General features: G+C 61.0%; 23 protein-coding genes and 1 pseudogene. 16 read left to right on the plus strand and 8 right to left on the minus strand.

Annotated elements, in window-relative coordinates:
* Positions 1–1,660: 1,660 nt before the first annotated feature.
* From AC1KVG_RS20680 to AC1KVG_RS20695, 4 genes are all read left to right on the plus strand, one after another.
* The gene (locus AC1KVG_RS20680) at positions 1,661–2,119 is read left to right on the plus strand and encodes a hypothetical protein (protein WP_481095658.1); all 459 of its coding nucleotides are present in this window, start codon (positions 1,661–1,663) and stop codon (positions 2,117–2,119) included.
* A gap of 84 nt (positions 2,120–2,203) precedes the next feature.
* Positions 2,204–2,593, plus strand: coding sequence for a hypothetical protein (locus AC1KVG_RS20685; protein ID WP_481095659.1), 390 nt, complete (start codon positions 2,204–2,206; stop codon positions 2,591–2,593).
* Positions 2,594–2,660: 67 nt separating this feature from the next.
* Positions 2,661–3,041 (plus strand): DUF6547 family protein, encoded by a 381-nt coding sequence (locus AC1KVG_RS20690; RefSeq protein ID WP_481095660.1) that lies wholly within the window; start codon positions 2,661–2,663, stop codon positions 3,039–3,041.
* A 59-nt stretch (positions 3,042–3,100) separates the two neighbouring features.
* Positions 3,101–3,445 carry a hypothetical protein gene (locus AC1KVG_RS20695; RefSeq protein WP_481095661.1) on the plus strand — a complete coding sequence of 115 codons (345 nt, stop codon included), beginning with the start codon at positions 3,101–3,103 and terminating at the stop codon, positions 3,443–3,445.
* A gap of 37 nt (positions 3,446–3,482) precedes the next feature.
* Here the strand turns inward: AC1KVG_RS20695 and AC1KVG_RS20700 are convergent.
* Together AC1KVG_RS20700 and AC1KVG_RS20705 are read right to left on the minus strand one after the other, a co-directional pair.
* Positions 3,483–4,828, minus strand: a pseudogene (locus AC1KVG_RS20700) (Tle-like phospholipase domain-containing protein).
* Positions 4,825–5,487 (minus strand): hypothetical protein, encoded by a 663-nt coding sequence (locus AC1KVG_RS20705; RefSeq protein ID WP_481095662.1) that lies wholly within the window; start codon positions 5,485–5,487, stop codon positions 4,825–4,827. Before AC1KVG_RS20705 ends, AC1KVG_RS20700 begins: the two are co-directional and overlap by 4 nt.
* Positions 5,488–6,053: 566 nt before the next feature.
* Between AC1KVG_RS20705 and AC1KVG_RS20710 the strand changes: the two genes are divergently transcribed.
* From AC1KVG_RS20710 to AC1KVG_RS20740, 7 genes are all read left to right on the plus strand, one after another.
* Positions 6,054–6,404 (plus strand): SymE family type I addiction module toxin, encoded by a 351-nt coding sequence (locus AC1KVG_RS20710; protein WP_481095663.1) that lies wholly within the window; start codon positions 6,054–6,056, stop codon positions 6,402–6,404.
* Between the two features lie 108 nt (positions 6,405–6,512).
* Complete coding sequence (locus tag AC1KVG_RS20715) at positions 6,513–6,761, plus strand: hypothetical protein (RefSeq protein ID WP_481095664.1); 249 nt, start codon at positions 6,513–6,515, stop codon at positions 6,759–6,761.
* Positions 6,762–7,433: 672 nt separating this feature from the next.
* Entirely contained in the window at positions 7,434–7,763 is a 330-nt protein-coding gene (locus tag AC1KVG_RS20720) for a hypothetical protein (RefSeq protein WP_481095665.1), read from the plus strand.
* A gap of 57 nt (positions 7,764–7,820) precedes the next feature.
* Positions 7,821–8,231, plus strand: a complete 411-nt coding sequence (locus AC1KVG_RS20725; protein WP_481095666.1) for a hypothetical protein — start codon at positions 7,821–7,823, stop codon at positions 8,229–8,231.
* Positions 8,232–8,302: 71 nt separating this feature from the next.
* Positions 8,303–8,755, plus strand: a complete 453-nt coding sequence (locus AC1KVG_RS20730) for a GNAT family N-acetyltransferase (protein WP_481095667.1) — start codon at positions 8,303–8,305, stop codon at positions 8,753–8,755.
* A 72-nt stretch (positions 8,756–8,827) separates the two neighbouring features.
* Positions 8,828–9,619, plus strand: a complete 792-nt coding sequence (locus tag AC1KVG_RS20735; RefSeq protein WP_481095668.1) for a hypothetical protein — start codon at positions 8,828–8,830, stop codon at positions 9,617–9,619.
* Between the two features lie 99 nt (positions 9,620–9,718).
* Positions 9,719–10,075 (plus strand): YfeK family protein, encoded by a 357-nt coding sequence (locus AC1KVG_RS20740; RefSeq protein WP_481095669.1) that lies wholly within the window; start codon positions 9,719–9,721, stop codon positions 10,073–10,075.
* Between the two features lie 14 nt (positions 10,076–10,089).
* Here AC1KVG_RS20740 and AC1KVG_RS20745 read toward each other — a convergent pair whose 3' ends face one another.
* The 3 genes from AC1KVG_RS20745 to AC1KVG_RS20755 form a co-directional block, all read right to left on the minus strand.
* The gene (locus AC1KVG_RS20745) at positions 10,090–12,189 is read right to left on the minus strand and encodes a methyl-accepting chemotaxis protein (RefSeq protein WP_481095670.1); all 2,100 of its coding nucleotides are present in this window, start codon (positions 12,187–12,189) and stop codon (positions 10,090–10,092) included.
* Positions 12,186–12,683, minus strand: coding sequence for a hypothetical protein (locus tag AC1KVG_RS20750; RefSeq protein WP_115037262.1), 498 nt, complete (start codon positions 12,681–12,683; stop codon positions 12,186–12,188). Before AC1KVG_RS20750 ends, AC1KVG_RS20745 begins: the two co-directional genes overlap by 4 nt.
* Positions 12,684–13,060: 377 nt before the next feature.
* Positions 13,061–13,495, minus strand: coding sequence for a winged helix-turn-helix transcriptional regulator (locus AC1KVG_RS20755; RefSeq protein WP_039513244.1), 435 nt, complete (start codon positions 13,493–13,495; stop codon positions 13,061–13,063).
* A 134-nt stretch (positions 13,496–13,629) separates the two neighbouring features.
* On the opposite strand from AC1KVG_RS20755, the gene AC1KVG_RS20760 reads away from it, so the two are divergent.
* The gene (locus AC1KVG_RS20760; RefSeq protein WP_481095671.1) at positions 13,630–14,517 is read left to right on the plus strand and encodes an SDR family oxidoreductase; all 888 of its coding nucleotides are present in this window, start codon (positions 13,630–13,632) and stop codon (positions 14,515–14,517) included.
* Between the two features lie 561 nt (positions 14,518–15,078).
* Complete coding sequence (locus AC1KVG_RS20765; protein WP_023903021.1) at positions 15,079–16,524, plus strand: OprO/OprP family phosphate-selective porin; 1,446 nt, start codon at positions 15,079–15,081, stop codon at positions 16,522–16,524.
* Between the two features lie 153 nt (positions 16,525–16,677).
* Here the strand turns inward: AC1KVG_RS20765 and AC1KVG_RS20770 are convergent, their stop codons facing one another.
* The 3 genes from AC1KVG_RS20770 to msuE all read right to left on the minus strand — a co-directional run bounded on the left by AC1KVG_RS20770 (position 16,678) and on the right by msuE (position 19,465).
* Entirely contained in the window at positions 16,678–17,709 is a 1,032-nt protein-coding gene (locus AC1KVG_RS20770; RefSeq protein WP_481095672.1) for a methionine synthase, read from the minus strand.
* Between the two features lie 28 nt (positions 17,710–17,737).
* Positions 17,738–18,721 (minus strand): DUF1852 domain-containing protein, encoded by a 984-nt coding sequence (locus tag AC1KVG_RS20775; protein WP_481095676.1) that lies wholly within the window; start codon positions 18,719–18,721, stop codon positions 17,738–17,740.
* Between the two features lie 168 nt (positions 18,722–18,889).
* A complete protein-coding gene (gene msuE / locus AC1KVG_RS20780) occupies positions 18,890–19,465 on the minus strand; it encodes an FMN reductase (RefSeq protein ID WP_481095673.1) in 576 nt (191 codons plus the stop codon).
* A gap of 97 nt (positions 19,466–19,562) precedes the next feature.
* Here msuE and AC1KVG_RS20785 point away from each other — a divergent pair, with 97 nt between their 5' ends.
* The 3 genes from AC1KVG_RS20785 to AC1KVG_RS20795 all read left to right on the plus strand — a co-directional run bounded on the left by AC1KVG_RS20785 (position 19,563) and on the right by AC1KVG_RS20795 (position 23,741).
* The gene (locus tag AC1KVG_RS20785; protein WP_481095674.1) at positions 19,563–20,477 is read left to right on the plus strand and encodes a LysR family transcriptional regulator; all 915 of its coding nucleotides are present in this window, start codon (positions 19,563–19,565) and stop codon (positions 20,475–20,477) included.
* Positions 20,478–20,580: 103 nt separating this feature from the next.
* Positions 20,581–21,453, plus strand: coding sequence for a methylenetetrahydrofolate reductase (locus tag AC1KVG_RS20790; protein ID WP_481095677.1), 873 nt, complete (start codon positions 20,581–20,583; stop codon positions 21,451–21,453).
* A gap of 329 nt (positions 21,454–21,782) precedes the next feature.
* Complete coding sequence (locus AC1KVG_RS20795) at positions 21,783–23,741, plus strand: choice-of-anchor X domain-containing protein (RefSeq protein ID WP_481095675.1); 1,959 nt, start codon at positions 21,783–21,785, stop codon at positions 23,739–23,741.
* The last annotated feature ends 275 nt before the right edge of the window (positions 23,742–24,016 follow it).

Here is a 24,016-nt window from a genome sequence, read left to right on the forward strand (position 1 = left end):
GTATGCGGCCGGCTCCGGGCAGTAGCCATCACCGTTGCCGACTACTTTTAGTTCGGTGCTTCGTACTCGCACGTTGTTACTGCGCTGCGCTCATTGCATTTGGCTTGTTTGGCCGCGTCGCTGGGCAAGCCCCGTCTCGCAAGCTGTGGCACACTCGGTACAGGCGGCAGTGCTGGGGGAGCATGGTTGCAACATCCAACCAATGCGGCCACTCACTGCCTAACAACTCATTCAAGCCGACGTTGCTTCGCAACGCGGCTTAATTCAAGCGTTAGGCCCCATATGAGCTATTTCGCGTACGACAGAATGGGAAGCACGGTCATCTCGCCAGATGAGGCGGCAATGTCCGAGCTGCTTGGATCCCTGGCTGCGCCGGACCCCGAACATCCCGATGTCTCGCTCAGCCACGAATCTGGATGGTGCGCTAGCGTTCTCGGTAGCGGCCTCGTCGTCCTTGAGAACGTTGAAACCGGTGAAGGCCCGTGGCACATGCGGCTTCCTTCGCCGCAGCACGCGTTCGAACTTTGGCGACTTCTTTCTGGTGGGCACGTCGCGGCTGTCCAGTCGCACCCTTGGGTTCCCGGGTATGGGGCCTAACAATTCATTCAAGCCGACGCCGCCTCGCGGCGCGGCTTAACTCAGGCGTTAGGCCGTGGTGGAGCAAATGCGTTGGTGGTTGCCGCTTCGGTGAGTTCGCAGGCGTGCATGCGGTTGGCTCCGGACAGCAGTCATCACCGTTGCTGGTTGCAGTAAGTTTGGTACTTCGCCTTGGCACGTCGTTCCCGCGCTGCGCTCGTCGCACTTGGCTTCGGTGGCATCACGCGCCGCGGCGTCGCTGGGCAAGCTCCGTCCCACAAGCTGTGGCACACTCTGCCCAGGCGGCAGTGCTGGGGAGCATGGTTGCACCATCCAACCTTTGCGGCCACTCACTGCCTAACAACTCATTCAAGCCGAAGTTGCTTCGCAACTCGGCTTAATTCCAGCGTTAGGCCTCACAAGCAATGACACGAGTCGCCCGCTACCAGATCAGCTATCTCGTTCTACTTGCTCTCCTTGCGGGAGCCACGTATTTCGCCATTCGTGCAACCGGCAACGACCGAATAGCATTTGCTGTGGCAATCGTTCTTTTACTTACCCCAGGCCGGATTCAGGGCCTATTTTTTCGGCCATTGTTTCGCGGCCAACGTGACCTCGCTCAAGGCAAAGCCAGCGATGCCGCCAGGCAGTTCGAAACTTTCATAGCTCTGCTAGAGCGCCAGCCTTGGCGTAGGTGGGCGCTTTGGCTTGGGTGGTCATTGTATACCCCAAGCGCTAAGGCTATGGGCTTCAACAATCTTGGAGTGGCTCACGCAGACCTAGGCAATGAGTCGACCGCTCGGCGAGCGTGGGAACGCGCGCTCGCAATTGATCAGCTCTATCCAGTGCCTTATGCCAACTTAGCTGCATTGGCTGCGGCAGACGGGAACACCGAGCAAGCTACCAACCTTCTGGCACAAGCCAAGCAACTGGGCTATACGGGAGGGCCTTTGGATCAGGCAACTTACCGGGTACAGCAGTTGCTGGCCGCAATCGAGTCTCGCGGGCCGTCGGTATGAGGCCTAAAAATTCATTCAAGCCGAACCCGCTTTGCGACTCGGCTTAATTCAGGCGCTAGACCGCAATGTTAGAACTCCGCAATCCTCGGACAATCGCACTTGAGCTACTTTCAGTTTCTGATTTGCCTCATTTAAGCCAAGACCACAGTCTTCCATTCATTGAGATTGCGGGAGACTTCGCTTTTCTTGACTCTCTCTCTGCCAAGAATGAGACAGAAGGCCGTGATGCGCCCCTGGCAGGACTTGGTAAAGATTGGTGGGTCTTTGCAACATCGGGCACGGGAGACGCTTGGCTTATTTCTACCGGCAACGATCAGCGCGTTGCTTTTTTGGATCATGATTCCGGACCAGATGCGACACCTCAAACTCTCGGGATCAATTTTGGCCAATGGCTTCAATTGGCCGACATCATTCGTCGATTCGAATCTGCTGATGATCCAAATCTGATCGCACATGCGGAACAGTCAATTGAGAAAGTATCATCTGGTCTGTCTCTGCTGTACCCATACAGCCTTGCAGGCTAGCAATTCATTCAAGCCGACGCCGCTTTCCGGCGCGGCTTAACTCAGGTGTTAGAGGTAGTCTTAACTCAGGTGTTAGAGATAGTTATGAGTTCTCGCAAGCTGATAGTTGGGCTGCTGTCACTTCTGGCCACTTTGGGGACAGCGGCTACCCAAAACCCAGCGCCCGCTTCGAGTTGGCTCTTCGGCACTTGGGTGCTCCGCGAGGACCCCGACAACAGCCCAAAGGACTCGCTGCAGTTCAAGGCAGATGGCACCGGCCTAGTCATTCGCGCCAAGGGCAACGTCGAGTTCTTGCACAAGCACTCTGGACGGTCCGTATCCCTGCTCGCCAACGCAAATGGGTACGCCATTCCCATTGAGCTAACCTCCTCCCCAGGATTTGACAAGCTGCTTTTGCACAGTGAAAAGACCGGCAACACTGCCAGCTATGTAAAGCAGAGCAGCACCCAATCTCACACCTGTGGCATCAAGTGACCACCTCTAACAATTCATTCAAGCCGAACTGGCTTCGCCAGTCGGCTTATCTCAGGCGTTAGACCTCATGATAGATTCAGCTGTCCGAACATCCATTTACCGAGACATCATTGATCAACTAGTTAGTGAGACTCGGATGTATAGCGCTTTAGCGAAGCGCGCAGAGGCAAACGAGCCATTTCCAGTCGAGAGCGAGCGGTCGGCTTTTAACAGGTTGTTGTCGTCCCTCACCCAAGAGCAGCGAGCACTTCTTTCTGAGATCTTGTTGCAAGAGCGGCACAGCGCAATCCACGACACATTAGCTGCACTTACCTGGTGGATTGACTCCCGCGGCATTGGCCTTACCGTACATGGCCAGCCGATGCCAGTTGATCTCAGCGGCATGGGGCTGCATGGTGACTATGTTGGCAGAGCCGATGGCTGGGAGTGGCCCAGCGATGAGGCCTAACAATTCATTCAAGCCGATGCCGCTTCGTGGCACGGCTTAACTCAGGCGTTAGGGCTCACATGAAAGACACTAGCGATCTTGAAACGTGGCTCATCGAGTTCGGGGATGAAATCATCCACAAAGAGCATCAGCTTGGAGCGACGAGTATTAGCGCGGTGGAGACCGCTGTCTACGATCTTTGGGCGGTGGACTATGCAGTTCGCAATGCTGGCGACATGGAGGCGTTGGAGGATTCTCGGCCAACGGCAGCCCTCAACTTGGCCGAGTTCTTGAGCACCATAGGCCAATCAGATCTGGCGTCTTACATGGCTAGTTTATCTTCGGCTGGCGATGCATGCGACTCTTACTACGCAAGGTTCTCTGAGCTATGTGAAGCTCTCCAAGGCTCGCTGCGTGGGGCCTAACAATTCATTCAAGCCGAAGCCACTTCGCGGCTCGACTTTACATCGACCGTGTAGGTGCTTGCTCAACCGTATGCTGCTGCGACCGCTGCGCATCCAAGGCTTGAGACTGGCGGACGCTTTCCTGCAGTGGAGGCACGGCCTCGGACAGATCCACCTTGGCCCGGAAGCCCGGCGTCTGGCCAAGAATAAAAATGTTTCCTTGGTGTAGGGTCACGCTCTGCAGCTGATCGTCACGAAGGATGCCCGCGCGCTTGGCTTCGACGGTGGCGTGCATTGCAACCTCATCAGAGGTGCCCTCTGGTAGCTTGCTGTGAATCGATCGATACAGCGGGTCGTTTGAGACCATCGCAGGTGCAGGCGCAACGCAGCGCTCCAACGACTCACCAATTGGCATCTTCCAGCCCGGTGGCACATACGCTGGCGCATCCTCGCTTTGCATGCGCTGCTGCACCTCTTGCCACCGTGTCGCAGCCATTTCCGTGCGTCCAGCACCTGGGGGAAGCGGATCGCGCAAGTGATCGATGCCATCCGCCAGGCTCATCCCTTGGATGACCCTCGCATTGAAGGTCACGCCCATCCTCAACGTCTCAACATCGCCGCGATACTTGTCGATCATCGGCGCATGTTGCCGGGCCAGCAGCTGCGTTTGAGGGTCTTCCAACACTGAGCGGTCCGGTTTGCCGTTAGCGTCCAACGGTAGGAAGTTGTGGATCCGATGCGAATCCCCTAAGTCCGTTGCGACCATCGGATTGCGTGCATCCAAAAGACTGCTGTCGTTGGCGTAACCAGCCCTATCCAACGCAGTGATCTCATGCGACGCGGCGTATACCTTCACCTGCCCATAGTGCTTACTTGCAGCACTCACGGCATCACCTGCCATCACGTGATTGATCACGTCGTTGCCACCTTCCGGAATGCGCCGGTCCAGGCTGACCGCACCATAGGCGTTAAAGGTCTCTCCCTTGAGGCCGAAGTGGTGCGCAGTGACCTGGGCGAGGTTGCCGCCCAGAGAATGACCGGTAACGGTTACTTCCGGTGTCTTGCCTTCCTTGCCGAATTTTTCGGCATATTTCAGCGCGTGCTGCGTTAGCTCAACCGCATCGGCGGCCTGGTTGTGTCTCCCCGTAACCATGCCGCCGTCGGCGTAGAGACCATCCTGCTTTGGTTGACGATCAAACTCGGTTCCACGGTGGGCGACAACAATTTCGCCCGTATCCGCTCGCTGATAGATGATGCCCTGATAGCCAGATGGGCGATCCATATACTCAAGACGTTTGTAAGAGACGCCACCAATATCGACAGGACTACTATCAGGCCCGTCTCACGCGGCATCTTGTAGGAATCATCCGCAAGCGCTGCATATTGCTGACTTGTAAGGCTCATGGAGCCACCTTCTCAGCGGCCAGGGTGATCTTGAATATGTTGTTGCGTGCACTATCGTTGAACTGATCAATATTCGTCTTACCACCATCAGGAAAGTTATCCATATCTTCTTTTGGATAGCGCCCCTTCCAGAAGTAAGTAACCTTAGGGGTAGAACTTAGTATTTCACTCTTGAATAGCGCAGGTTGAAAGCGTGTATCCGCCTGCTTTCCGGTTGCTTTCAGCGAGATACCAACACCATTGAGTTCAAAATTACACACACCCTTTCCGTAATAATCCGCATCGACCATGCCGTCTGCATAGATCGTCGCCACATATGTCGTCGGATCTATTTTTTGAAAATTGATGGGTATCCCATCTTCTTTTGACTTACTCCAAACACCCGCAATAGGCTCTATCGGCGTGCATTGCTCATGGTTCGTCATTTGATAAAAGGCGGTGCCCGATATCCACTCAAACGGACCCGGCGCATCCTCGATCGTCATGGTGAGCTTGTAAGCTTCCGTCGGATGTTGATTTTTCCGATAGACCGGGTCTCCGTCAGCCGTGGTCTCGCCGTTTTTTTCGTACTTCTCAGACGCAGCATTCATTGGGTTGCACCCTGTCAAAAGGACTAGGAAAAGACATCCGACAATCTTGGTTTTGAAATATACGTTCATGCCACCTCGGTGCCCTGCGCGTTTAGAGTTGGGAGCGAACGGCCTGCCGGTGCGGTACGGCCTGAGTCGCAGTGACTGCAAACCAAGACCTATCATCAGCCGTCCGGCATCAACGAAGCAGCTACTGGGCCTTGGATAAATCCAGGAACATCGTTTGTGCAGCTGGAAGATCCTTTGTCGGAGTGTAGCGAATGTGCATCGACTAACCCGCACTTGACCAATGCCCAGCTCTGACTTTGCCGAGTGAAACGCCAACGTGCAGATCTTCTATCAACACTCTCCAGAGCGCCAGCATCAACCGGTTGACATGTCACGCAGCGCGTAGCAGTCTCCTCGGCAAGGAGCGTAGAAACTCCCCTAACAGCGGTACCCACCTCCGTCAAACCGGTGGGTTTTTTTGTGCCTGCAGTTTCTTGTGGGTGCAACCGACGCGATGCCTGCGTCGGGAGGGCGGCTAATACAACACCCTTCGGGGAAATACGCCCGCCGACTGTTAGCGGTTTCTAACCTCCCGACATCCCGTCGCCACCCGGCGGCGGGGCCTGTTCGTCAAGGAGGGCTTTGCCATGCGTCGACCCACGTCCCCTTCCACATCCGCACGCAAGCGCGCCACGGAGCCGCCGTCCACCGAGATCGGCTGGCACTCGCTCGACCCCTCGATCAAGCCGCGGCCCTACGTCGAGCGCACCCCCATCCCCCAACCCCGCACCGAAGCCCGCCCCCCACGCCCCGGCCACCCGCGTGCCCCGCAACACTGCACCGTCGGCTACGGCTACTACCCCGCCAGCGACCAACGCGTGCCCACCTTGCGCCTGCGTGGCCGCTGGTTGGAACAACTGGGCTTTGCCATCGGCAGCAAACTCCACATCCGCCTACGCGATGGCGAGCTGGTCGTCAGCCTGGCAACCGCCGACTGAGCCGGTGTGCCGCACACGTGCAGCATGCACGTGCGCGCCCGCATCGAGTGCAACGCGCACGTCGCACACCGTGCGCGCTCAAAGCTCCCCGCGCCGAGGAGGACACCGATGGACCACCCCGCCGTCGTCTTGCATCTCACGCTGGACCAACGCGACCAGCTCGATTGCCTGCTACGCACCCTCATCGCTCATGGCGACGTGATCGCCATGAGCAAACCGGAGTGCCTGGAGGCGCAGACCCTGCCCACGCTCGGACAAGCCATCTTCGATGCCGCCCATGCCGTGCGCGAGATGCTTGAGCAGCGGGCGGAACAAAGGTCGAGCAGGTCGTATCTGCACGCCGAAGATGGCGGTTAGGTTGGCTTGGGCCTACTGTTGGCTCACTTGCTTTCGCATGACGGCATCTTGAAACTTCAGTGGCTTGCCTCGTTACACCGCACGTCGTCGAACGTAACGCGTTGTCCCTGCAAAGATGCAGCATGGCACATGGCCATGGGCCGCCGCACTGCTGCGAAGGCCGTGCAATTCACAGGCTTGCAGCGATTGACGGCCGTCAACGCCTCGGCGAGGATCGTGTTACGCCGCGCTTAGGCGGCCCAATGATAGCCAGTCGGCTTGGAGGTTTCGATGGAGTTGATACTTCTATTGGGTGCGGTGCTTGCTCTTGGCAATATCATTGCGTCGGTAGCAGTACTTCGCGTTTCGGTGCTCTCGCCATCACAACGCGTACTGCAACTTGCCCTCATCTGGCTTGTTCCAGTCATTGGCGCGGTCGTTTGTGGCGCGTTTGCTGCTTCTCAGGCACTTGGCCCCACATCGTCCAGTACAATTGACCCGCTCTATCCATCATCCGATGGTGGCGCATCGGAGGGTCAAGACCTTGGTTTCTCTGGCTGCGATGCTGGGGACTCTGGCTGCGCCGGGAGCAGTGACTAATGGCGACGCCTGGCAATTCGTTCAAGCCGGATCCACTTCGCGGGTCGGCTTAATCCAGTTGTTAGACCGCTAGAAAGATTTCGAGAGAGACAGATGATTCTTTGGGGATGGGGCGAGCGAGTGCTGACCTTCGATCTGGCAGAGCATGAGCACTGCCAGAGGTGCGAGCAGCATCAAGATTTTGTCCTGCGTCTCAAGTACAAGTACGGACACTTCTACCATCTTTTCGGATGGGTTATCTCCAAGCAGTACCAGCTCATTTGCCCCGTTTGCTCCCACGGCTGGATAGTCAACGCTTCGGCGGCAGAAGCGCAGATTGGTCGAAATCCAGTGCCATTCCATCAAAGATCCGGATGGATTGTCATGCTTGCCCTTGCAGCAATCATTGGGTTTGTAACTGTGACGTATCAGCATGCGACCTAACAATTTGTTCAAGCTGAAGACGCCTAATGTTCCAAACTATCCAGGCTGTTGAAATCCATGTCTGATCCCCCACAAATATCGGCAATTGAGGCATCACACCTCTCATACAATGTTTTCCTCTTTACTGTAGAGACGTTGGCCGAGCCAGCGGAAGAGCAGTGCCAAGCGATGGGCGACTACAACACCGCTTGGGAGCTACGAGATGATGCTCTGTACGGACACAACCTGATAGGTAATGGCTTCTTCACAGAACAGCAGGAATCTGCTGTTCTTGCATTTATTGCTGCGGTACACCCTGTTCCGGTCAATGAGATGCCAGGAGGCTCGGGGCGCACCGCAAATCTTGCAGCAATGCGGCACCCCGCTTGGGAGCAGGTTCGCTTGTTGGCTAAGGCTCTCCTGGGAATACTTGCTCCAGTGACCGAGGCAAACAGAGCATTTATTGGTTCCCCCGCTGATTCGTCCTAGAATTTCAATCAAGCCTCATCCGCCTCTCAAATCGAATGAGCGTAGCCGTTCGGTGCTACAGGGAATTTGCAATGACTCATTCAACGCCCTATCGCGTTGTGCATCAAACACCGACGGTCGAAGCGTACCGGCATCTTCGGCAAGCAAGCGGCTTGAGCCCGAAGGCACTGGAAGCCGCTGAGCGCGGGCTGCCCAACTCGCTCTTCAGCGTGCAGGTGCTTTGCGATGGCGAGCCGGTGGCGATGGGGCGCGTCATCGGCGATGGCGGCTGTTTTTATCAGGTGGTGGACATTGCCGTTTTGCCAAAGCATCAGGGTCGTGGCCTGGGTAAGGCTGTCATGGGTGAGATCGCAGGCTACATAGAGCGGGAAGTACCCGCGTCCGCGTACGTCAGCCTGATTGCGGATGGTCAGGCGTACAAGCTCTATCAGCAGTTCGGTTTCGTGTTGACTGCGCCTGCCAGTGTAGGCATGGCCTTCAAGAGGAACACGTCGAGCGCGAGCGCAGCGCCGAACCTTCGGTAGAGCTACCATTGTTCTGCTGCGCTCGCGCTCAGCGCTCCAATCTGTCACTCACGCATTACCGCCAAGGAAAGCATGTTCTCCATCTTCAAGAAGAAAGCCGCTCCGTTACTGATCGTTCGAGCCGATGGGCAAGAGTTGTGTCGCGTTAGCCAGAGCGATGTCCCGTGTGAGATCAAGCCTTGCGCATGGTTGAAGCCCAATAGCGTCCTGGAATTTGTCGACTCGGCGGGAGAGGTGCATCGGCATGAACTTGGTGCTGCGACGGGGTGGTTCCACTTTTCCGTTCGCGTGCATCCCAACCTCGGGTGCCAGGCAGACTGTGTCATTTCGCAGACCGAGCAGCTCGATCCAGACGCGTTTGCGAATGGCCAAGCATCCGGGATCAGGTTTCAGCCGTTCTTCCTGCCGGGCGCCGGCGTCAGCAGTTCCGCACTTGCAGGCAAGGGACTTTTTGCCAGGGGCCTGCACTTCAGCGGATTAGTCACCGGTGGCAACGTGCTGCTTTCTTGTGAATGCGACCACTGCAAGCGTTCGTTCCTGATCCGCTCCTATCACGCGGGTTTTAGCAACGCGGGATACTTCTACTCGGGATCTGGCAGTTACACCATCACGGTCGATAGCCATCTGCCGGGTAGCCCTGCAGCGCTGTCCGAGCCCGATGCCGAAGCGCTTGCTGCGCTGGAAGACGCACTGCCATTGGCACCGGATGGGTCCCGCTACGCCTACCTCAATCCCTTTCGCTGCCCGCATTGTTCCGAGCCTTACATCGATTTTGAGGCGAATCCAGGTTTGCGGAAGGGCGAGTATTACGGGAATTACTTTGAGCGTTCGACGCTGTTGCGCTACGTCCCTGAGCCTGTTTAGTGTCAGTGGACTGAGCTTTAGAAGGAAGGTCGGCCAATGTCACTTCGACCAGTCCGCGTGCCTGCTGAGATGGTGGCCTCTTGCGCTAAGATTCGGCTGATGAACGCTAAATTTTTTCTGATTGCCCTCCTGCTGAGCGCCTCTACATCGGCGCAAGGTGTTTCGCCGGCCACGACGCGTGAGGTTGGTCAGCTTTTCAAAGTTCTTGCGCAATCCAACTGCGAATTTTCGCGCAATGGGTCGTGGTACGCGGCGCAGAAAGCCAGCGAACACCTGCAGCGCAAGTACGACTACTTGCAGAAGAAGGGGCTGGTGACCTCCACCGAGTCTTTTATCGAACTTGCCGCCACCAAGAGCAGCATGTCGGGCAAGCCGTATCAGGTGCGTTGCGGCAACGCTGCGCCGGTATCAAGCCAATCCTGGTTCACCGGCAAGCTGCGGGAGCTGCGTAACTAATACGCCAGCGTTGATCAGGCAACGCGCAGCCTGTGCACTGCATCAGCGCTGCCGTCGCGTGCATCCGCCACAAACGCACTCACTGCATCTTCCAGCTGCGCGGCATGGTCGCCCATGGCGCGTGCGGCGGCGCTGGCGTCCTGCATGCGGGTGACGCCGTCGCGCATGTCGGTGTCCACGCCGGCGAGGGTGTGATGCACCTGCGCGATGCTGCCAGCCTCTTGTTGCGAGGCAACGGCGATCTTGCTGAGCGTGCTGCTGACCTGGCCGATGGTGCTGACGATGTGCTGCATGCCTTCGCCTGCGTGGCGGACTTGTTGCACGCCGGCTTGCATATGCGTGACCGATTCGCCGATCAGCGTCTTGATCTGGCTGGCGGCGGTGGACGAGCGTAGCGCCAGCGCGCGCACTTCGCTGGCGACCACGGCAAAACCGCGGCCTTCGTGGCCGGCACGTGCGGCTTCGACGGCGGCGTTCAAGGCAAGGATGTTGGTCTGGAAGGCGAGGCCGTCGATGACCGAGACGATGTCCTGGATGCGCCGCGAGGCTTGCTCCATCTGCTGCATGGTGCCCATCGCCTGATGCATGGTGTCGCCGCCAGTGCGTGCGGCCTCGGATGCGGCGGCGGTGAGTTTATCCGCATCCGCTGCCTGCGCGGTGTGCTGCTGCATGGTGCCGAGCACAGCCTGCATCTGGGTGGCAGTGCGGCCCAGAGTGGCCGATTGGCGCTGCACCTGCTGCTCCAACGCATCGTTGCGGGTGAGGATGTGGCCGGCGGCGTGATTGATGGCGGTGCTGGAGCTGCGGATCTGCGTGATGATGCGCGCCAGCTCGTCGGCGGTGGCATTGGCATCGCGCTTCATCTGCTCGAACACGCCTTCGCAATGCCGATCGATGCGCTGCGACAGGTCGCCACGCGACATCGCCGCCAGCATGCGGCGCATGTCCTGCAGGCTGTCGTCGGTGATGGCGAGAAATTGATTGATGCCATCGGCGAGCTGGCCGAGCGTGCCGCCCTTGGCGTGCCCTTGCAGCCGTGCACCAAGCTCGCCACGCGTGGCGTGTGCGATGACCGTGGCCAGCTGTGCTTCCAGCGCCAGTTCCTGGGTGCGGTCTTGCCACTCCACCACCACGCCCAGCGAGGCGCCGTCGTGGTCGCGGACGGGGGTGATGTTTTCCTGCAGCTGCAGCGCAGCGAGCGCGCGCGTTCTGCTGGTGCCGGCGTCATGCCCCAACTGCACGGCATCGGCGAGCGCGCTGTGCAGCACGTGGGTGTCGACCTGCGTGCTCAGTTGCTGGAACGACTGATTGCGGTAGATGGCTTCGCCCTGCCCATCAACAATCGCCACGGCCATCGCCGATGCGTCCAGCGCCAGGCGAATGCGCCGATTTTCCAGCAGTAATTGCTGTTGTTGGGCGATGCGCTCTTCCACCTGCACGCTCATGCGCACCAGCGCCTGTGCCAGCGATCCGCTGCGGAAGCTCTGCTGCAGGATGGCCGGCGGCAAGGTGGCGCCGGTTGCCAGGGTGTCGGCCAGTTCCACCAGCGATTCGGCTTCGTGGTCGAGCGCATCGACCTGGCGACGTAGTTGAATCGCCATGACGCAGACAAAGGCGGTTTCGACGATCACATACCCCGCATGCAGCAGCACGATGCCGAAGCCGCTGCCAACCGTGAACGCCTGCACCGGCATGCCACGCGATTGCAGCCAATAGAACGCCAGGTGATGCACGGCGATGGCACCGGCGGCGACCACCACCGGCAACCAGTCGCGGTAATAGAGCAGCAGCGCCAGGATCACGAAGACGCCGAAGTGCATCTCCACCAGGCCGTGCGCTTGCTGGATGGTGGCAGCGACCAGGGCCATCAGCACCAAGGCGTTGGTGATGCGGGTCAGGCGCGTGCCGGGGTTGGCATGCACCTGCCAGGCCATCAGCAGCAGGCTGGGCAGCGTGACGGCGAGAAAGGTGGTCCACTGACCTTGGTACCAGGCCAGACCCAGCGAGCCAATGCTCTGCAGCACGGCCAGCCACAGAAACAGCCGATCGGCCTTGATCGCCAGGCGGGTGGCGTAGGTGGAGGTCGGCGATGCCGATGCGGGCAGTTCCATCATGACAGCGACTCCACGGCACAAGGACAAGGAAACGCCACCGCAGCACTCGCAGTGCGCGCCAGCACGTTGGGAAGCCAGCGCGACCAATCGGCTGCGCCTGCCGTGCCGCAGACGGCACCGCCGTCGGCCGGGCCGGCATAGCGCGGTTGGCCGTCAGCGCCGAGCAACCACACCGAATAGCCGCTGCCACGCAGCGTTGGCATGTCGAGCATGCGCACCTGGCCGCCACGCGCACGCACCGCGCTGCTGAGCACGGCCCAGGCGCGATTGGATGCAAGGTCGGTACAGGCGCAAGCGCCTGCAACGCCGATCAACATCGGCGCCTGCTGCGTGGCCGGCAGGCTGGCCTGCACCTGCGCCCAGGCACTGGCCACATCGTTGCTCGGCATGCGTGGCGTGGACCAGGCCACGGCAATCCAGCCGCACCACAGCGCGAGCAGGGCAACGCCCAGGGTGCGTCGCGTTGAGGCGGACAAGGTGCCGAAGACAGGCATGGCGCAGTGGGTTCGCGAGATAAGGTGAGCCCTTATCGGGTGCGAGCGCTTACGCTTGAGCCGGCTTTCGATTGAAGTTTGCGATGGCAGCGATAGGCCGCGACATCGTGCTGATGCTGTAAGGGTTTGCGCGCCGCAGCCGGCATGGTTGCGCTATCAGGCGTTTATCCAGCGCGGGATTTTGTGAGCATGCGCTCACATCTTTGCACTTGGCACATTGCGGAGATGCAAGCCGCTGGCGAGTGCCAGGCGGCAACAGTCGATCCATGTCTGGCACGCGCGCAAGCCAACGATCAACCGACGATCAGCCTACGTAGCGGCGCCAACCTAATCAGGCCGGCGCCGCCAGTTCCCTAGGCAACACTGCAGTGCAGCGCTTACGCCATCGCTTCGTCGGCATCCAGCGCGACCGCCGGCTGCTGGGCATGATCGAAGCGTTCGCGTGCGGAGCGAATGGCCGCATGGTTTTCGCCTGCCCAGTTGAGCAGCTGCGAGATCGGGCCGAGCAGCGCCACGCCAAGCTTGGACAAGGCATATTCCACGCTGGGCGGCTTGGTGGCGTAGACCTTGCGGGTGATCATGCCGTTGCGCTCGAGGTTGCGCAGGGTCTGGGTCAGCATCCGCTTGGAGATGTCCGGCACGGCGCGCTGGATGGCGCTGAAGCGGGACGGGCCGGGGATCAACGTCAGCAGGATCAGCATGGTCCATTTGTCGCCGATCTGATCGAGCACATCGCGCACCGGGCACTTGGTGGCGTCGAAGGGCATGCCTTGCAGGGACGGCGGCGGTGGAAACAGAGCAATCGCGTTCACGGGGGTATCTCACGGTAACCAGGGGGAAGAAAACTGCCTCCTTGTGGAGGATCGAACGGCCCTGATAATGAGTGCGCGGACCTAGAGTCTAGATAGTAGACCACACCTCTTATCAATACCAACTGGAGTTCACCATGGCACACACTTCCCCCCTGATCCTCGTCACCGGCGCCAGCGGGCAGTTGGGCGCGTTGGTCGTCGAAGCCTTGCTAGAGCGTGTGCCAGCGGCACGCATCGTAGCAACGGCCCGCGATACTGCGTCACTCGCAAAGTTCGCAAAACGCGACATCAGCGTGCGTCGCGCCGACTATGCAGACCCGCAGAGCCTGGATGAGGCCTTCGCCGGGGTGGGCCGCGTGCTGCTGGTGTCGTCCAATGCGGTGGGCGAACGCGTGCCGCAGCACCGCAACGTGATCGAGGCGGCCAAGCGTGCCGGCGTGGAATTGCTGGCCTATACGAGCGTGCTGCACGCCGACAGCAGCACGCTATCGCTGGCCGACGAGCATGTCGCCACCGAAGCGCTGCTGCGCGAGAGCGGCGTGCCGCATGTGCTGCTGCGCAATGGCTGGTACACCGAGAACTACACCGGCTCGATCGCGGCCGAAGTGGCGCATGGCGCGGTGATCGGCAGCGCCGGCGAGGGCAGGATCAGCGCAGCCACGCGTGCCGACTATGCCGCCGCCGCCGCAGCGGTGCTGGCCGCCGACACACCGCAGGCCGGGAAGGTCTATGAGCTGGCCGGCGATACCGCCTTCACCATGGCCGACTATGCCGCCGAGCTGGCGCAGCAGTCCGGCAAGCCGGTGGCCTATCACGATCTGCCCGAAGCCGACTACGCGGCGGCGCTGGTGCAAATCGGCTTGCCGGCTCCGTTCGCCCAGGTGCTGGCGCAGTGCTCGGCGTCCTCGCGCGGCGGCAGCCTGTTCGACGACAGCCACACCTTGAGCGGGTTGATCGGCCGCCCGACCACCTCGCTGCACGATGCGGTGGCTGCGGCGTTGAAGGCGGCACCGGCAGCCTGAGTCGGGCGTCGGCACGGTGCTGGTCGACATGCGTTGACCAGTACCTGCTCGGCGATACGCCAGAGTGTTTGATCAGACGGCGGCGGGCTCTGACCCGCCTTCGCCGCGTTTTGATTCATTCGTCCCCTCGCCCCCTGCTGCTCGGGAAAACGACGACAGCGGCGCGGTTGCCGTACGCGGCGCGCGCCTTCCGCCCTGCATCACTCTCCGCCTCATGGCGTCGCTGCCTGCCAGTGGCACTGCAGACTTGAGGACGCGCGGCGGCAACGACAGCGGTGCAAAACGCCCCGCACCTCACATTGCGCGCTGATAGGTTCGCCTCCCGCGCGTCGCATAACTGACATCGGCCGGAAACGCAGCTGACACATGCGTGGCGCTGACCAGTCGCTTCCGATGTCACCAAACTGACATCAAATCTAAATATAACTGCTGCCATTGCCGCTACGTCAGGACGACCTGGGCGCCTGGCAGGCGCTCAGACGCCATGTTCGCCGCCCCGGTTGGGGGCAGCCGCAGGCCTGACGCTGCCGCCGACCCGTTTCCCTTGCACGAGCCGGACCCATGAAAAAACGCAATCTCGCCACCGTTCTGTGCGCCCTCAGCGCGACCGCCAGCGGCAGTACGCTGGCTGCAGAGCTGGAGCTGTACGTCGACCGCAAGACCAAGCAGATCTTCGCCGAGCCGGCACCGGGGCGCGACAAGCTGGGCAAGTTCGTGCAGGTGGACGAGAACGGCAAGCTGCCGGCCTCGGCACTGCCTGCCGCGCCGGCATTGCCGCCGCCGCCCGCCGCGCCAGTGGCGGCCGACACCGCCATCGCCCAGACCGCACCTGCACCCGTGCCGGCAGCAGCGCCGGCCAAGCCTGGCGAGGCCGGCAAGAAGTGGTACGACAAGCTGAGCCTGCGCGGCTACACCCAGATCCGCTACAACCAGGGCATCGGCGGCGACGCGCAAGACCTGCGTGCGCCCGGCGACCGCTTTATCGGCAACGACCAGAGCCTGGGCATCCGGCGTGCGCGTCTGGTGCTGAGCGGCGATCTCAACGAGCACGTGTCGCTGTACTTCCAGCCGGATTTCGCGAGCACGCCCACCGGTTCGACCACCTCCAACTTCGCGCAGCTGCGCGATGCGTATGCCGATATCTACTTCGACAAGAAGCGCGAATACCGCGTGCGTGTGGGCCAGTCGAAGATGCCGTACGGCTGGGAAAACCTGCAGTCCAGCCAGAACCGTCTCACGCTGGATCGCGCCGACGCGCTCAACTCCGGCCTGCGCGACGAACGCGATATCGGTGCGGTGTTCTATTACAGCCCCACCGTGGCCAAGGGCCGCTTTCAGGATCTGGTCAAGTCGGGCCTGAAGGGCTCGGGTGATTACGGCGTGATCGGCGCCGGCGTCTACAACGGCCAGGGCGCCAACCGCGCAGAACGCAACGACGGCATGCATGCGGTGGTGCACGCCACCTACCCGTTCAAATTCGCCAATGGCCAGTATCTGGAAGTGGGCGCCGATGCCTACAGCGGACGTTTCGTGCCGACGGCGGCGGCAGTGAATATCGGCGGCCGCAGCTTTACCCCGGCGATCACCGACCCGAACGGCTATACCGACCAACGCGTGGCCGCCCACATCATTTACTACCCGCAACCGTTCGGCCTGCAGGCCGAGTGGACAGTGGGCCGCGGCCCGGAGCTGGATGTCGCGCAGCGGCGTATCCGTACCCGTTCGCTGAGCGGCGGTTACGTGCAGGCGATGTTCAAGCACGACTTCAATTACGGCACTCTGCTGCCGTACCTGAAATGGCAGACCTACCGCGGCGGTTCCAAGTTCGATACCAATGCGCCGCGCATGCGTCTGGACGAAGTGGAAGCCGGTGTCGAGTGGCAACCGATGGATGCGCTGGAGCTGGTGTTTGCGTATTCCAAGATGAAGCGCACCGACGTCACCACTGCACCGTATCCGGTGGTGGAAGGCGATCTGCTACGGCTGCAGTTGCAGGTCAATTATTGATCGCTGCAACCCGATGGAAGACAAACAAGCCCCCGCATGCGGGGGCTTGTTTGTTAGTGCGGCGCCGGTCTCGGTCGCCCGTTGCAGCGGCGGGATAGCGTTCGCATCGGCCCGCATTCCTTAGGCCGCTGATTTAGCGCAAGCATCAGCGCGCTAGCGTGCCGACAGTTCTGCGCGAATGATGTCTGCGCCCGCACTGAGGGCAGTGAGTTTGCCTCGTGCAACGTGCCGGGCGAGCGGCGCCATCCCGCAGTTGGTGGACGGGTAGAGCTTGTCGGCATCGACAAACCGGAGCGCCCTGCGCAGCGTATCGGCCACCTCCTGCGGTGTTTCGATCGTATTGCTTGCCACGTCGATGGCGCCGACCATCACCTTCTTGCCGCGAACGAGTTCGATCAGATCGATCGGCACATGCGAGTTGTGGCACTCCAGCGAGATGATGTCGATATTGGATGTCTGCAGCTTGGGGAACGACTCTTCGTACTGACGCCACTCCGACCCCAGCGTCTGCTTCCAGTCGGTATTGGCCTTGATACCGTAGCCATAGCAGATATGGACGGCGGTCTCGCACTTTAGGCCTTCGATGGCCCGTTCAAGGGTGGCAACACCCCAGTCGTTGACCTCGTCGAAGAAGACATTGAAGGCCGGCTCGTCGAACTGGATGATATCCACGCCGGCAGCTTCGAGCTCCCTGGCTTCCTGATTGAGAATCTTCGCAAACTCCCATGCCAGCTTTTCGCGGCTTTTGTAGTGCGCATCAAAGAGGGTATCGATCATCGTCATGGGGCCGGGCAGCGCCCATTTGATCGGCTGCCGGGTCTGCTGGCGCAAGAACTTGGCATCGTCGACGAAGACGGACTTCGGGCGGCTCACCGCACCAACAACGGTGGGGACGCTGGCGTCATAGCGATCGCGAATCCTGACCGTCTCGCGCTTTTCGAAATCCACACCGCTGAGGTGTTCGATGAAGGTGGTGACGAAATGCTGACGGGTCTGCTCGCCGTCGCTCACGATATCGATGCCGGCGTGCTGCTGTTCCTGCAGCGACAAGCGCAATGCGTCCTGCTTGCCTTCGATCAGTTCCTCGTCCTGCAGCTTCCAGGGAGACCAGAGTTTCTCCGGTTGCGCGAGCCAGGACGGCTTGGGCAGGCTACCGGCGGTTGAGGTGGGGAGCAGCTTATTCATGATGAGTGATGTCTTGCGTTCGTGTTGATTAGACAGCGTGGCTGGAGGCCCACTGCTCGAGAATGTTCCCGTAGGGCTTGATGAAGTGCTCCTGCGTGAATTTGCCCTGCGTCACCGCGAGCTGACTGCGCTCTTCGCGGTCGTAGACGATCTGGGTAGACGAATAATCCTGATGCTTCAGGCTCGGCTGGTAGATGGCGCCTGCTGCGGAATTGGCGTTGTAGATCTCTGGCCGGTAAATCTTCTGGAACGTCTCCATGGTGCTGATTGTGCCGATCAGCTCAAGATTGGTGTAGTCGTTCAGCAGGTCGCCGAGAAAGTAAAACGCCAACGGGGCAACACTGTTGGGCGGCATGAAATAGCGCACCTGCAGGCCCATCTTCTCGAAATACCGATCCGTCAATGAACCTTCGTCCTGCCGGTATTCGATGCCCAGGATGGGGTGCTGGTTTCCGGTGCGGTGATAGACCTTGCTGCTGGAGACGCTGATGCAGATGACCGGCGGCTTGGTGAACCGCGCGGTGTAAGCGTCCGAGTGCACGAAGTGCTTGAACAGCTTGCCATGCAGGCTGCCGAACTCCGCCGGCAGGCTGAAGCTGGACGCGTCCTGATTGTGCGCTGGCAGCAGCACGCTGAAATCGTAGTCGCGCACATAGGAGGAAAAATTATTCCCTGCAATGCCGTCGATGCGCGCGCCGGTCGTTTTATCGAGGATGCTGGGTTTCAATATCTCGATCAGCGGAAATGCATCGCCTGCTTCGCTCCCACCGATCTTCATCTCGACAGAGATGATTTCGAGCTCGACCGCGTAGCGGTCAAGCGTGGGATTATCCCAATGCGCCAGGTCGTTGAAACGGTTGTTAATCATCGCCAGCGTGTTACGCAAATTTTCCTGACGACGCTGCCCCCTGGCCAGGTTGGCAAAGTTGGTCGTGTTGCGCGTATTGGCCGCGGGACGGTAGTCCTCGTCGAACCAAAGGCTCTTGATGCTGAAGGTCAATTCCTGAGTCATTGCAAGCTGACGCCTTGTTTCGAGATTAAATACGAGCGCACTTTTCAGCGAAGCTGTTGATGCCTGCTGGATGGAAGCCGGGACTCTGGATCGGCGGGCCATCGCCAACGGATCCGGTTGCCGAAGACGGCGTGGTGGCCCGCCAGGCAACCGTGGGCGGGATAGGCCTCAAGCGGCGATGGCACTTGGTTGCCGCGTCAATGCGATCAGCGGCAATGCCCGCTGCACCGCCAGCCTGGCCCGCTCTGCCAGGGCCTCGTTGTGCACGCGGTAATCCAGGAAGTCCCGATCGGTGGCGTAGACGCCCAGCGGCAACGTGCGTGCCTGGAAGAAACTGAAAAGCGGCCGCAGCTGGTGGTCGATCACCAACGCATGGCGGTCGCTGCCGCCGGTTGCAGCCAACAGGACGGGCGTGTCGATCAAGGCGTCCTGATGGATGAAGTCGAAGAAGTGCTTGAACAGCCCGGTGAAGGAGCCGCGATAGACCGGCGTTGTCACCACCAATACGTCGGCCTGCTCCACGGCGATCAGTTCCTGCTCCACCGTTGCGGGCAACTGCGAGCGCCAGACCGCCCCAGCGAACTGCGGTGCCAACGCCCCGAGTTCGACCAGATGCTGCTCGCACGGCACTGCATCGGCGATCAGCGCCAGCAGATGCTCGGCCAGGGCGACGGCCTTGGAGGGGCGTTGCATCCCGCCGGAGACCGCGACGACGCGGAGGGGGTGTGGCACGTTGACAGTCATGCAGGTGGACCTAAAACGACGAACCCCGATGCTAGGGCTCGCATTCAATGAAGTAAAATGGTGTTATTTCAACAATCCATGAATTCGGATCATCTGAATGCTTGAGCGCATCCACCTCACCATCGTCCAGCAGGTCGAGCAGCAAGGCTCGCTGACGGCCGCCGCCGGCGTGTTGAACCTGACCCAGTCGGCGCTGAGCCACAGCATGAAAAAGCTGGAGCAGCAGCTGGGCACCGACGTCTGGCTGCGCGAGGGGCGCAGCCTGCGGCTGACCCAGGCCGGCCAGTATCTGCTGGCGGTAGCCAACCGGGTGCTGCCGCAACTGGACCTGGCCGAAGAGCGCCTGGGGCAGTTCGCGCAGGGCGAGCGCGGTGCGCTGCGCATCGGCATGGAATGCCATCCCTGCTACCAGTGGCTGCTCAAGCTGGTGGCGCCCTATCTGGCCACCTGGCCGGATGTGGATGTGGACGTCAAGCAGAAGTTCCAGTTCGGCGGCATTGGCGCACTGTTCGGCTACGAGATCGATCTACTGGTCACACCCGACCCGCTGTACAAGCCAGGGCTGCGGTTCGAGCCGGTGTTCGACTACGAGCAGGTGCTGGTCGTGGCCAGCGGCCATGCGCTGGCGTCGGCGGCCTACGTCAAGCCGCAGCAGCTGACACGCGAGGTGCTCATCAGCTATCCGGTGGAACTTGAGCGGCTGGACATCTACAGCCAGTTCCTGCTGCCGGCCGGTGTCACGCCCAGGCGCCACAAGGCCATCGAAACCACCGACATCATGATGCAGATGGTGGCCAGCGGCCGCGGCGTGGCCGCCATGCCACGCTGGCTGGTGGAGGAATATGCCTCCAGAATGGACGTAGTGCCGGTCCGGCTGGGTGCGCGCGGCATCCCCAAGCAGATCTTCCTGGGCGCACGCGAGGCGGATATCGCCGTCGACTACCTGCGCGCCTTTATCGAACTGGCGCGCGCGCCTGGCAATGGCAACGCCACTCCGCCGGGAGCCCACTGATGGACAGCATCGCCAGGCGCGTGTGTTGCACGGGCCGCCTTCCCGCTCGACCAGCGCTGACATGCGGGCGCCACCCAATCGCCACCAGAGGACGGCAACCCCTTTGATGTCTCCGGATCCGCCCAGCCTCGCCAGCACCCTCACCGATGGCTATTCGTTGGAGGTCGGCGCAAACGACATTGCCGCGCTGACCGCAGCGGCGCCGCGGATCCTGCGTGGCTCAACCATTGCCATCCCCTACCTGCCCAGCCAGAACGACGATGCGCGACTGGCCGCCGCACAGACGGTGCGCACCCTCGGCTTCGCGCCCATGCCGCACCTTTCCGCGCGCCGCATCGCCTCGCTCGATGCGTTGCACGCCTTCGTCAGGCGCGCCGTCGATGAAGCCGGCGTTGAGCGCTGCCTGGTGATCGCGGGTGATGCGCCCGCTGCGATCGGACCCTTTTCGGACAGCGTGTCGCTGATCGATACAGGTGTTTTCGAGCGCTCGGGCATCAAGACCATCGGCGTGGCAGGGCATCCGGAAGGACATCCGAGCATGCCTGCAACCGATCAATGGGATGTGCTGGAACGTAAGTGTCGCAGCATCGCCGAGCGCGGCATGGCGCCGCTGATCGTCACGCAATTCGCGTTCGATGCCGACATCGTGCTGACCTGGCTGGAAGCGCTGCGCGCGCGTGGCATTGCACATCCCGTGCGTGTGGGCGTTCCCGGTCCTGCCGGCGTCGCGGTGCTCGCGCGCTATGCCGCACGGTGCGGTGTGGGCGCATGCGCATCGATGTTGTCCAAGTACGGCATCTCGATCGGCAAGCTGTTCGGTAGCGCGGGGCCGGATCGTTTTGTGGATCGCCTCGCCACCGGCCTCACTGAGGCGCATGGAGACGTGAGCCTGCACTTCTTTCCCTTCGGCGGCATTGCGCAGTCTGTCGCGTGGGTAGAGCAGTATCGCTCCCGCACCGCCGCCCACATCTTGTAGACCTCGGCATCGCGAAGGTCGCAATAGCTTTCGCAAGGTCGTCTGGGTAGACGAGTGCCCGCCGAGTACGACGCTCAACATCGACCACCGAACGTGCGTGTGATCCGGCATTGCGGTGCGCGGAATCGAGATGTCCACGACCTGGATCACAGTCCGTACTATTCATTTCTGTGGATTTGTTGGCTGCGCGTGAGGTGCTGCAGCGCACAGCAGACCTGTCACAAGCGCGCGGTATAACCATCGGCGAATCGCGGCGAGGGGGCGCTGCATCCGGTGTCGTTGCCATGCGCAGCGGCATTGCTTCGCAACGTTCAAGGAGAGATGTCGCCATGCCGAAGCCGTCGCTATTGTCGTTACTGTGCAGCCTGTCGCTCGTGTCCCTGCCGCTTGCGGCGGCGGAGCTGCAGCCCAAACAACTGGCTGGCCCACCGGAGGAGTTCGCGCAGATGCGCGCGCCCGATCCGGCAGAGTCGGCCATCCTGTCCAAGAGCGCCTTGCTGCCAGTGGAGTTGATGCCTGCGGGTAACTCCGCGCGTTGGCAAGGCACCTTGCCGGTGGAAAACGGCCACCTGCGTTTCATGGTGTTGGCCGGCGATCAACCGTGGGATGCGGCAGTGACTGCACCACGCATTGCCGGCGCGCGTGCCGCTGCCGTTGCACCGCAACTGCAGGCACAACGTACATTGCTGGGCAGCGCAGAGAGTGGCACCAGCGGCATGCGTTACGCAGTGGAATCGGCACAGAACGGTGCATGGTCGCTGACCCTGCAATCGGCATCGCCGGTGGTGCAGCGCGGCTATGTCTTGATGGAAGGCGATGCACGCACGCAGTTGGCTTCGTACCCGCGCAATCGTCGTCAGCAAGTGGGTCAATCGTTGACGCTCAACGCATTGCTCAGCGGCAACGATGCGCGCGGGGCGACCTTGCTTGCCGCGCAGGCTGGGCAGATCGAGACAGCCAGCCTGCGTGTGATCGATCCGCAAGGCGGCATCCGCACGCTGCCGATGGCCGATGACGGGCAACACGACGATGGTGCCGCCGGCGATGGCGTGTATGGCGGCACATTTCAACCGAGTAGTGAGGGCACCTGGATCGCACAGGTGATCGTGCGTGGTCACGACCAGGCCGGGCAGCCGTTCGTGCGCACCAGCGAGCATGTGCTGCCGGTGCTGGATACCTCGTTGCGTCTGCTCGGCAATGCACTGAGCGCGCGTGCTGCCGATGGCACGCGGCTCAGCATTGCGTTGCCCATCGCCGCGCGCGGCAAGGCGCCGTCGCACTACCGTGTGTTCGGCCAGGTGTGGGGCACCGATGCCAAAGGCAAGGAGGTGCCGGTAGCATGGATCGGCGGCATGCTGACGCCGCAACAAGGCCAGTTGCCACTGAGCCTGGACGAACGCTGGATTGCGCGTGCCGGTGCGCGTGCGCCGTTTAGCGTGCGCGGTCTGCGCATCGAGGACCCGGACCATTACATCCCGCTGGTGCAGGCCGACATGCTGCCGTTGCAGCTGCCCGCGTTACGGCGTGCCAGCATCGCGCGGTCTGCCGGTGCGATCGACGAAAGCATGCGTATGGGGCCGCGCCCGACTGCGTTGGCCAGTGCCAGTGCGATGGCGCAGCCGCAGGCCACTGGCTCGCAACTGGTGCTGGTGCACGGCTATTGCTCCAACGGCGTGTGGCCGCAGGCGCAATTCACCAATGCTTCGTCGTTTATCGATGCCAAACAGAACCGCAGCAACGACCAGTTCGCGCAAAGGTTGGCGCAGTTCGCCAGCCAGTGGTCTTCGTTCGCCACGGTGGCGCACAGCCAGGGCGGCATGGCCGCGCTGCATCTGTATACCTACTACTGGAGCGGGCTGGATAACGCGAGCGGCGGGCGGGTGATGCAGTCAGTGGGCACGCCGTATCAAGGCACCAACCTGTCGGGCATTCTGGCGGCGGTGGGTTCGTGGTTCGGGGTGGGTTGCGGCACCAATACCGACATGACCTACGACGGTGCGAAGGCGTGGCTGGCCGGCATTCCGGCCGATGCGCGGGCCAAGGTCAACTACTACACGACCTCGTTCGCCAAGACCAACTGGTACACCAACGACTACTGCAATGCGGCCTCGGATCTGGTGTTGAACGACCCAGAAGACGGCACTGTGGAGCAGGTCAATGCGCAGCTGCCGGGCGGGGTGAATCGCGGCCACACCACGGGGCAATGCCACACCACCGGCATGCGCGATCCGGCGCAGTATCTGGATGCCAGTCGCAATGCGGTGATGAACGCTAACGCAGCGAAGTAATGCGGTTTTAGCTGTGTGCACTGCGATGGCCGGCGTCTGCGTCGGCCATCGCAGTACGCGTGGGAACACTTAGAGCGGTTAACAAAACGTAGCAAATAGTCGTCAGGTGGGCGCGCAGTAGTTTTGATAGCCGCTATTTGCGTGTTGCATGCAGTTAGTTCTTGCTCGCCTAAGCGCGGCCAACACAATTCCTACGTTCACGGATCTTGGTTGGCTTGAGAGGTGATTGAACGGTGTGGGTGCGTCGGCTTTTAGAGCGGATGATCTGCGGGTTT

The organism is Xanthomonas sp. NCPPB 3959 (genome assembly GCF_056675575.1).

Excerpts from the sequence above, each read along its gene's own strand:
- AC1KVG_RS20685 (WP_481095659.1), top strand. The coding sequence starts at position 2,204 with ATGAGTTCTCGCAAGCTGATAGTTGGGCTGCTGTCACTTCTGGCCACT.
- AC1KVG_RS20725 (WP_481095666.1), top strand. The coding sequence starts at position 7,821 with ATGTCTGATCCCCCACAAATATCGGCAATTGAGGCATCACACCTCTCA.
- AC1KVG_RS20775 (WP_481095676.1), bottom strand. The coding sequence starts at position 18,721 with ATGACTCAGGAATTGACCTTCAGCATCAAGAGCCTTTGGTTCGACGAG.
- AC1KVG_RS20760 (WP_481095671.1), top strand. The coding sequence starts at position 13,630 with ATGGCACACACTTCCCCCCTGATCCTCGTCACCGGCGCCAGCGGGCAG.
- AC1KVG_RS20710 (WP_481095663.1), top strand. The coding sequence starts at position 6,054 with ATGCGTCGACCCACGTCCCCTTCCACATCCGCACGCAAGCGCGCCACG.
- AC1KVG_RS20705 (WP_481095662.1), bottom strand. The coding sequence starts at position 5,487 with ATGAACGTATATTTCAAAACCAAGATTGTCGGATGTCTTTTCCTAGTC.
- AC1KVG_RS20770 (WP_481095672.1), bottom strand. The coding sequence starts at position 17,709 with ATGAATAAGCTGCTCCCCACCTCAACCGCCGGTAGCCTGCCCAAGCCG.
- AC1KVG_RS20785 (WP_481095674.1), top strand. The coding sequence starts at position 19,563 with ATGCTTGAGCGCATCCACCTCACCATCGTCCAGCAGGTCGAGCAGCAA.
- AC1KVG_RS20750 (WP_115037262.1), bottom strand. The coding sequence starts at position 12,683 with ATGCCTGTCTTCGGCACCTTGTCCGCCTCAACGCGACGCACCCTGGGC.
- AC1KVG_RS20795 (WP_481095675.1), top strand. The coding sequence starts at position 21,783 with ATGCCGAAGCCGTCGCTATTGTCGTTACTGTGCAGCCTGTCGCTCGTG.
- AC1KVG_RS20715 (WP_481095664.1), top strand. The coding sequence starts at position 6,513 with ATGGACCACCCCGCCGTCGTCTTGCATCTCACGCTGGACCAACGCGAC.
- AC1KVG_RS20765 (WP_023903021.1), top strand. The coding sequence starts at position 15,079 with ATGAAAAAACGCAATCTCGCCACCGTTCTGTGCGCCCTCAGCGCGACC.
- AC1KVG_RS20745 (WP_481095670.1), bottom strand. The coding sequence starts at position 12,189 with ATGATGGAACTGCCCGCATCGGCATCGCCGACCTCCACCTACGCCACC.
- AC1KVG_RS20740 (WP_481095669.1), top strand. The coding sequence starts at position 9,719 with ATGAACGCTAAATTTTTTCTGATTGCCCTCCTGCTGAGCGCCTCTACA.
- AC1KVG_RS20730 (WP_481095667.1), top strand. The coding sequence starts at position 8,303 with ATGACTCATTCAACGCCCTATCGCGTTGTGCATCAAACACCGACGGTC.
- msuE (WP_481095673.1), bottom strand. The coding sequence starts at position 19,465 with ATGACTGTCAACGTGCCACACCCCCTCCGCGTCGTCGCGGTCTCCGGC.
- AC1KVG_RS20680 (WP_481095658.1), top strand. The coding sequence starts at position 1,661 with ATGTTAGAACTCCGCAATCCTCGGACAATCGCACTTGAGCTACTTTCA.
- AC1KVG_RS20735 (WP_481095668.1), top strand. The coding sequence starts at position 8,828 with ATGTTCTCCATCTTCAAGAAGAAAGCCGCTCCGTTACTGATCGTTCGA.
- AC1KVG_RS20695 (WP_481095661.1), top strand. The coding sequence starts at position 3,101 with ATGAAAGACACTAGCGATCTTGAAACGTGGCTCATCGAGTTCGGGGAT.
- AC1KVG_RS20690 (WP_481095660.1), top strand. The coding sequence starts at position 2,661 with ATGATAGATTCAGCTGTCCGAACATCCATTTACCGAGACATCATTGAT.
- AC1KVG_RS20720 (WP_481095665.1), top strand. The coding sequence starts at position 7,434 with ATGATTCTTTGGGGATGGGGCGAGCGAGTGCTGACCTTCGATCTGGCA.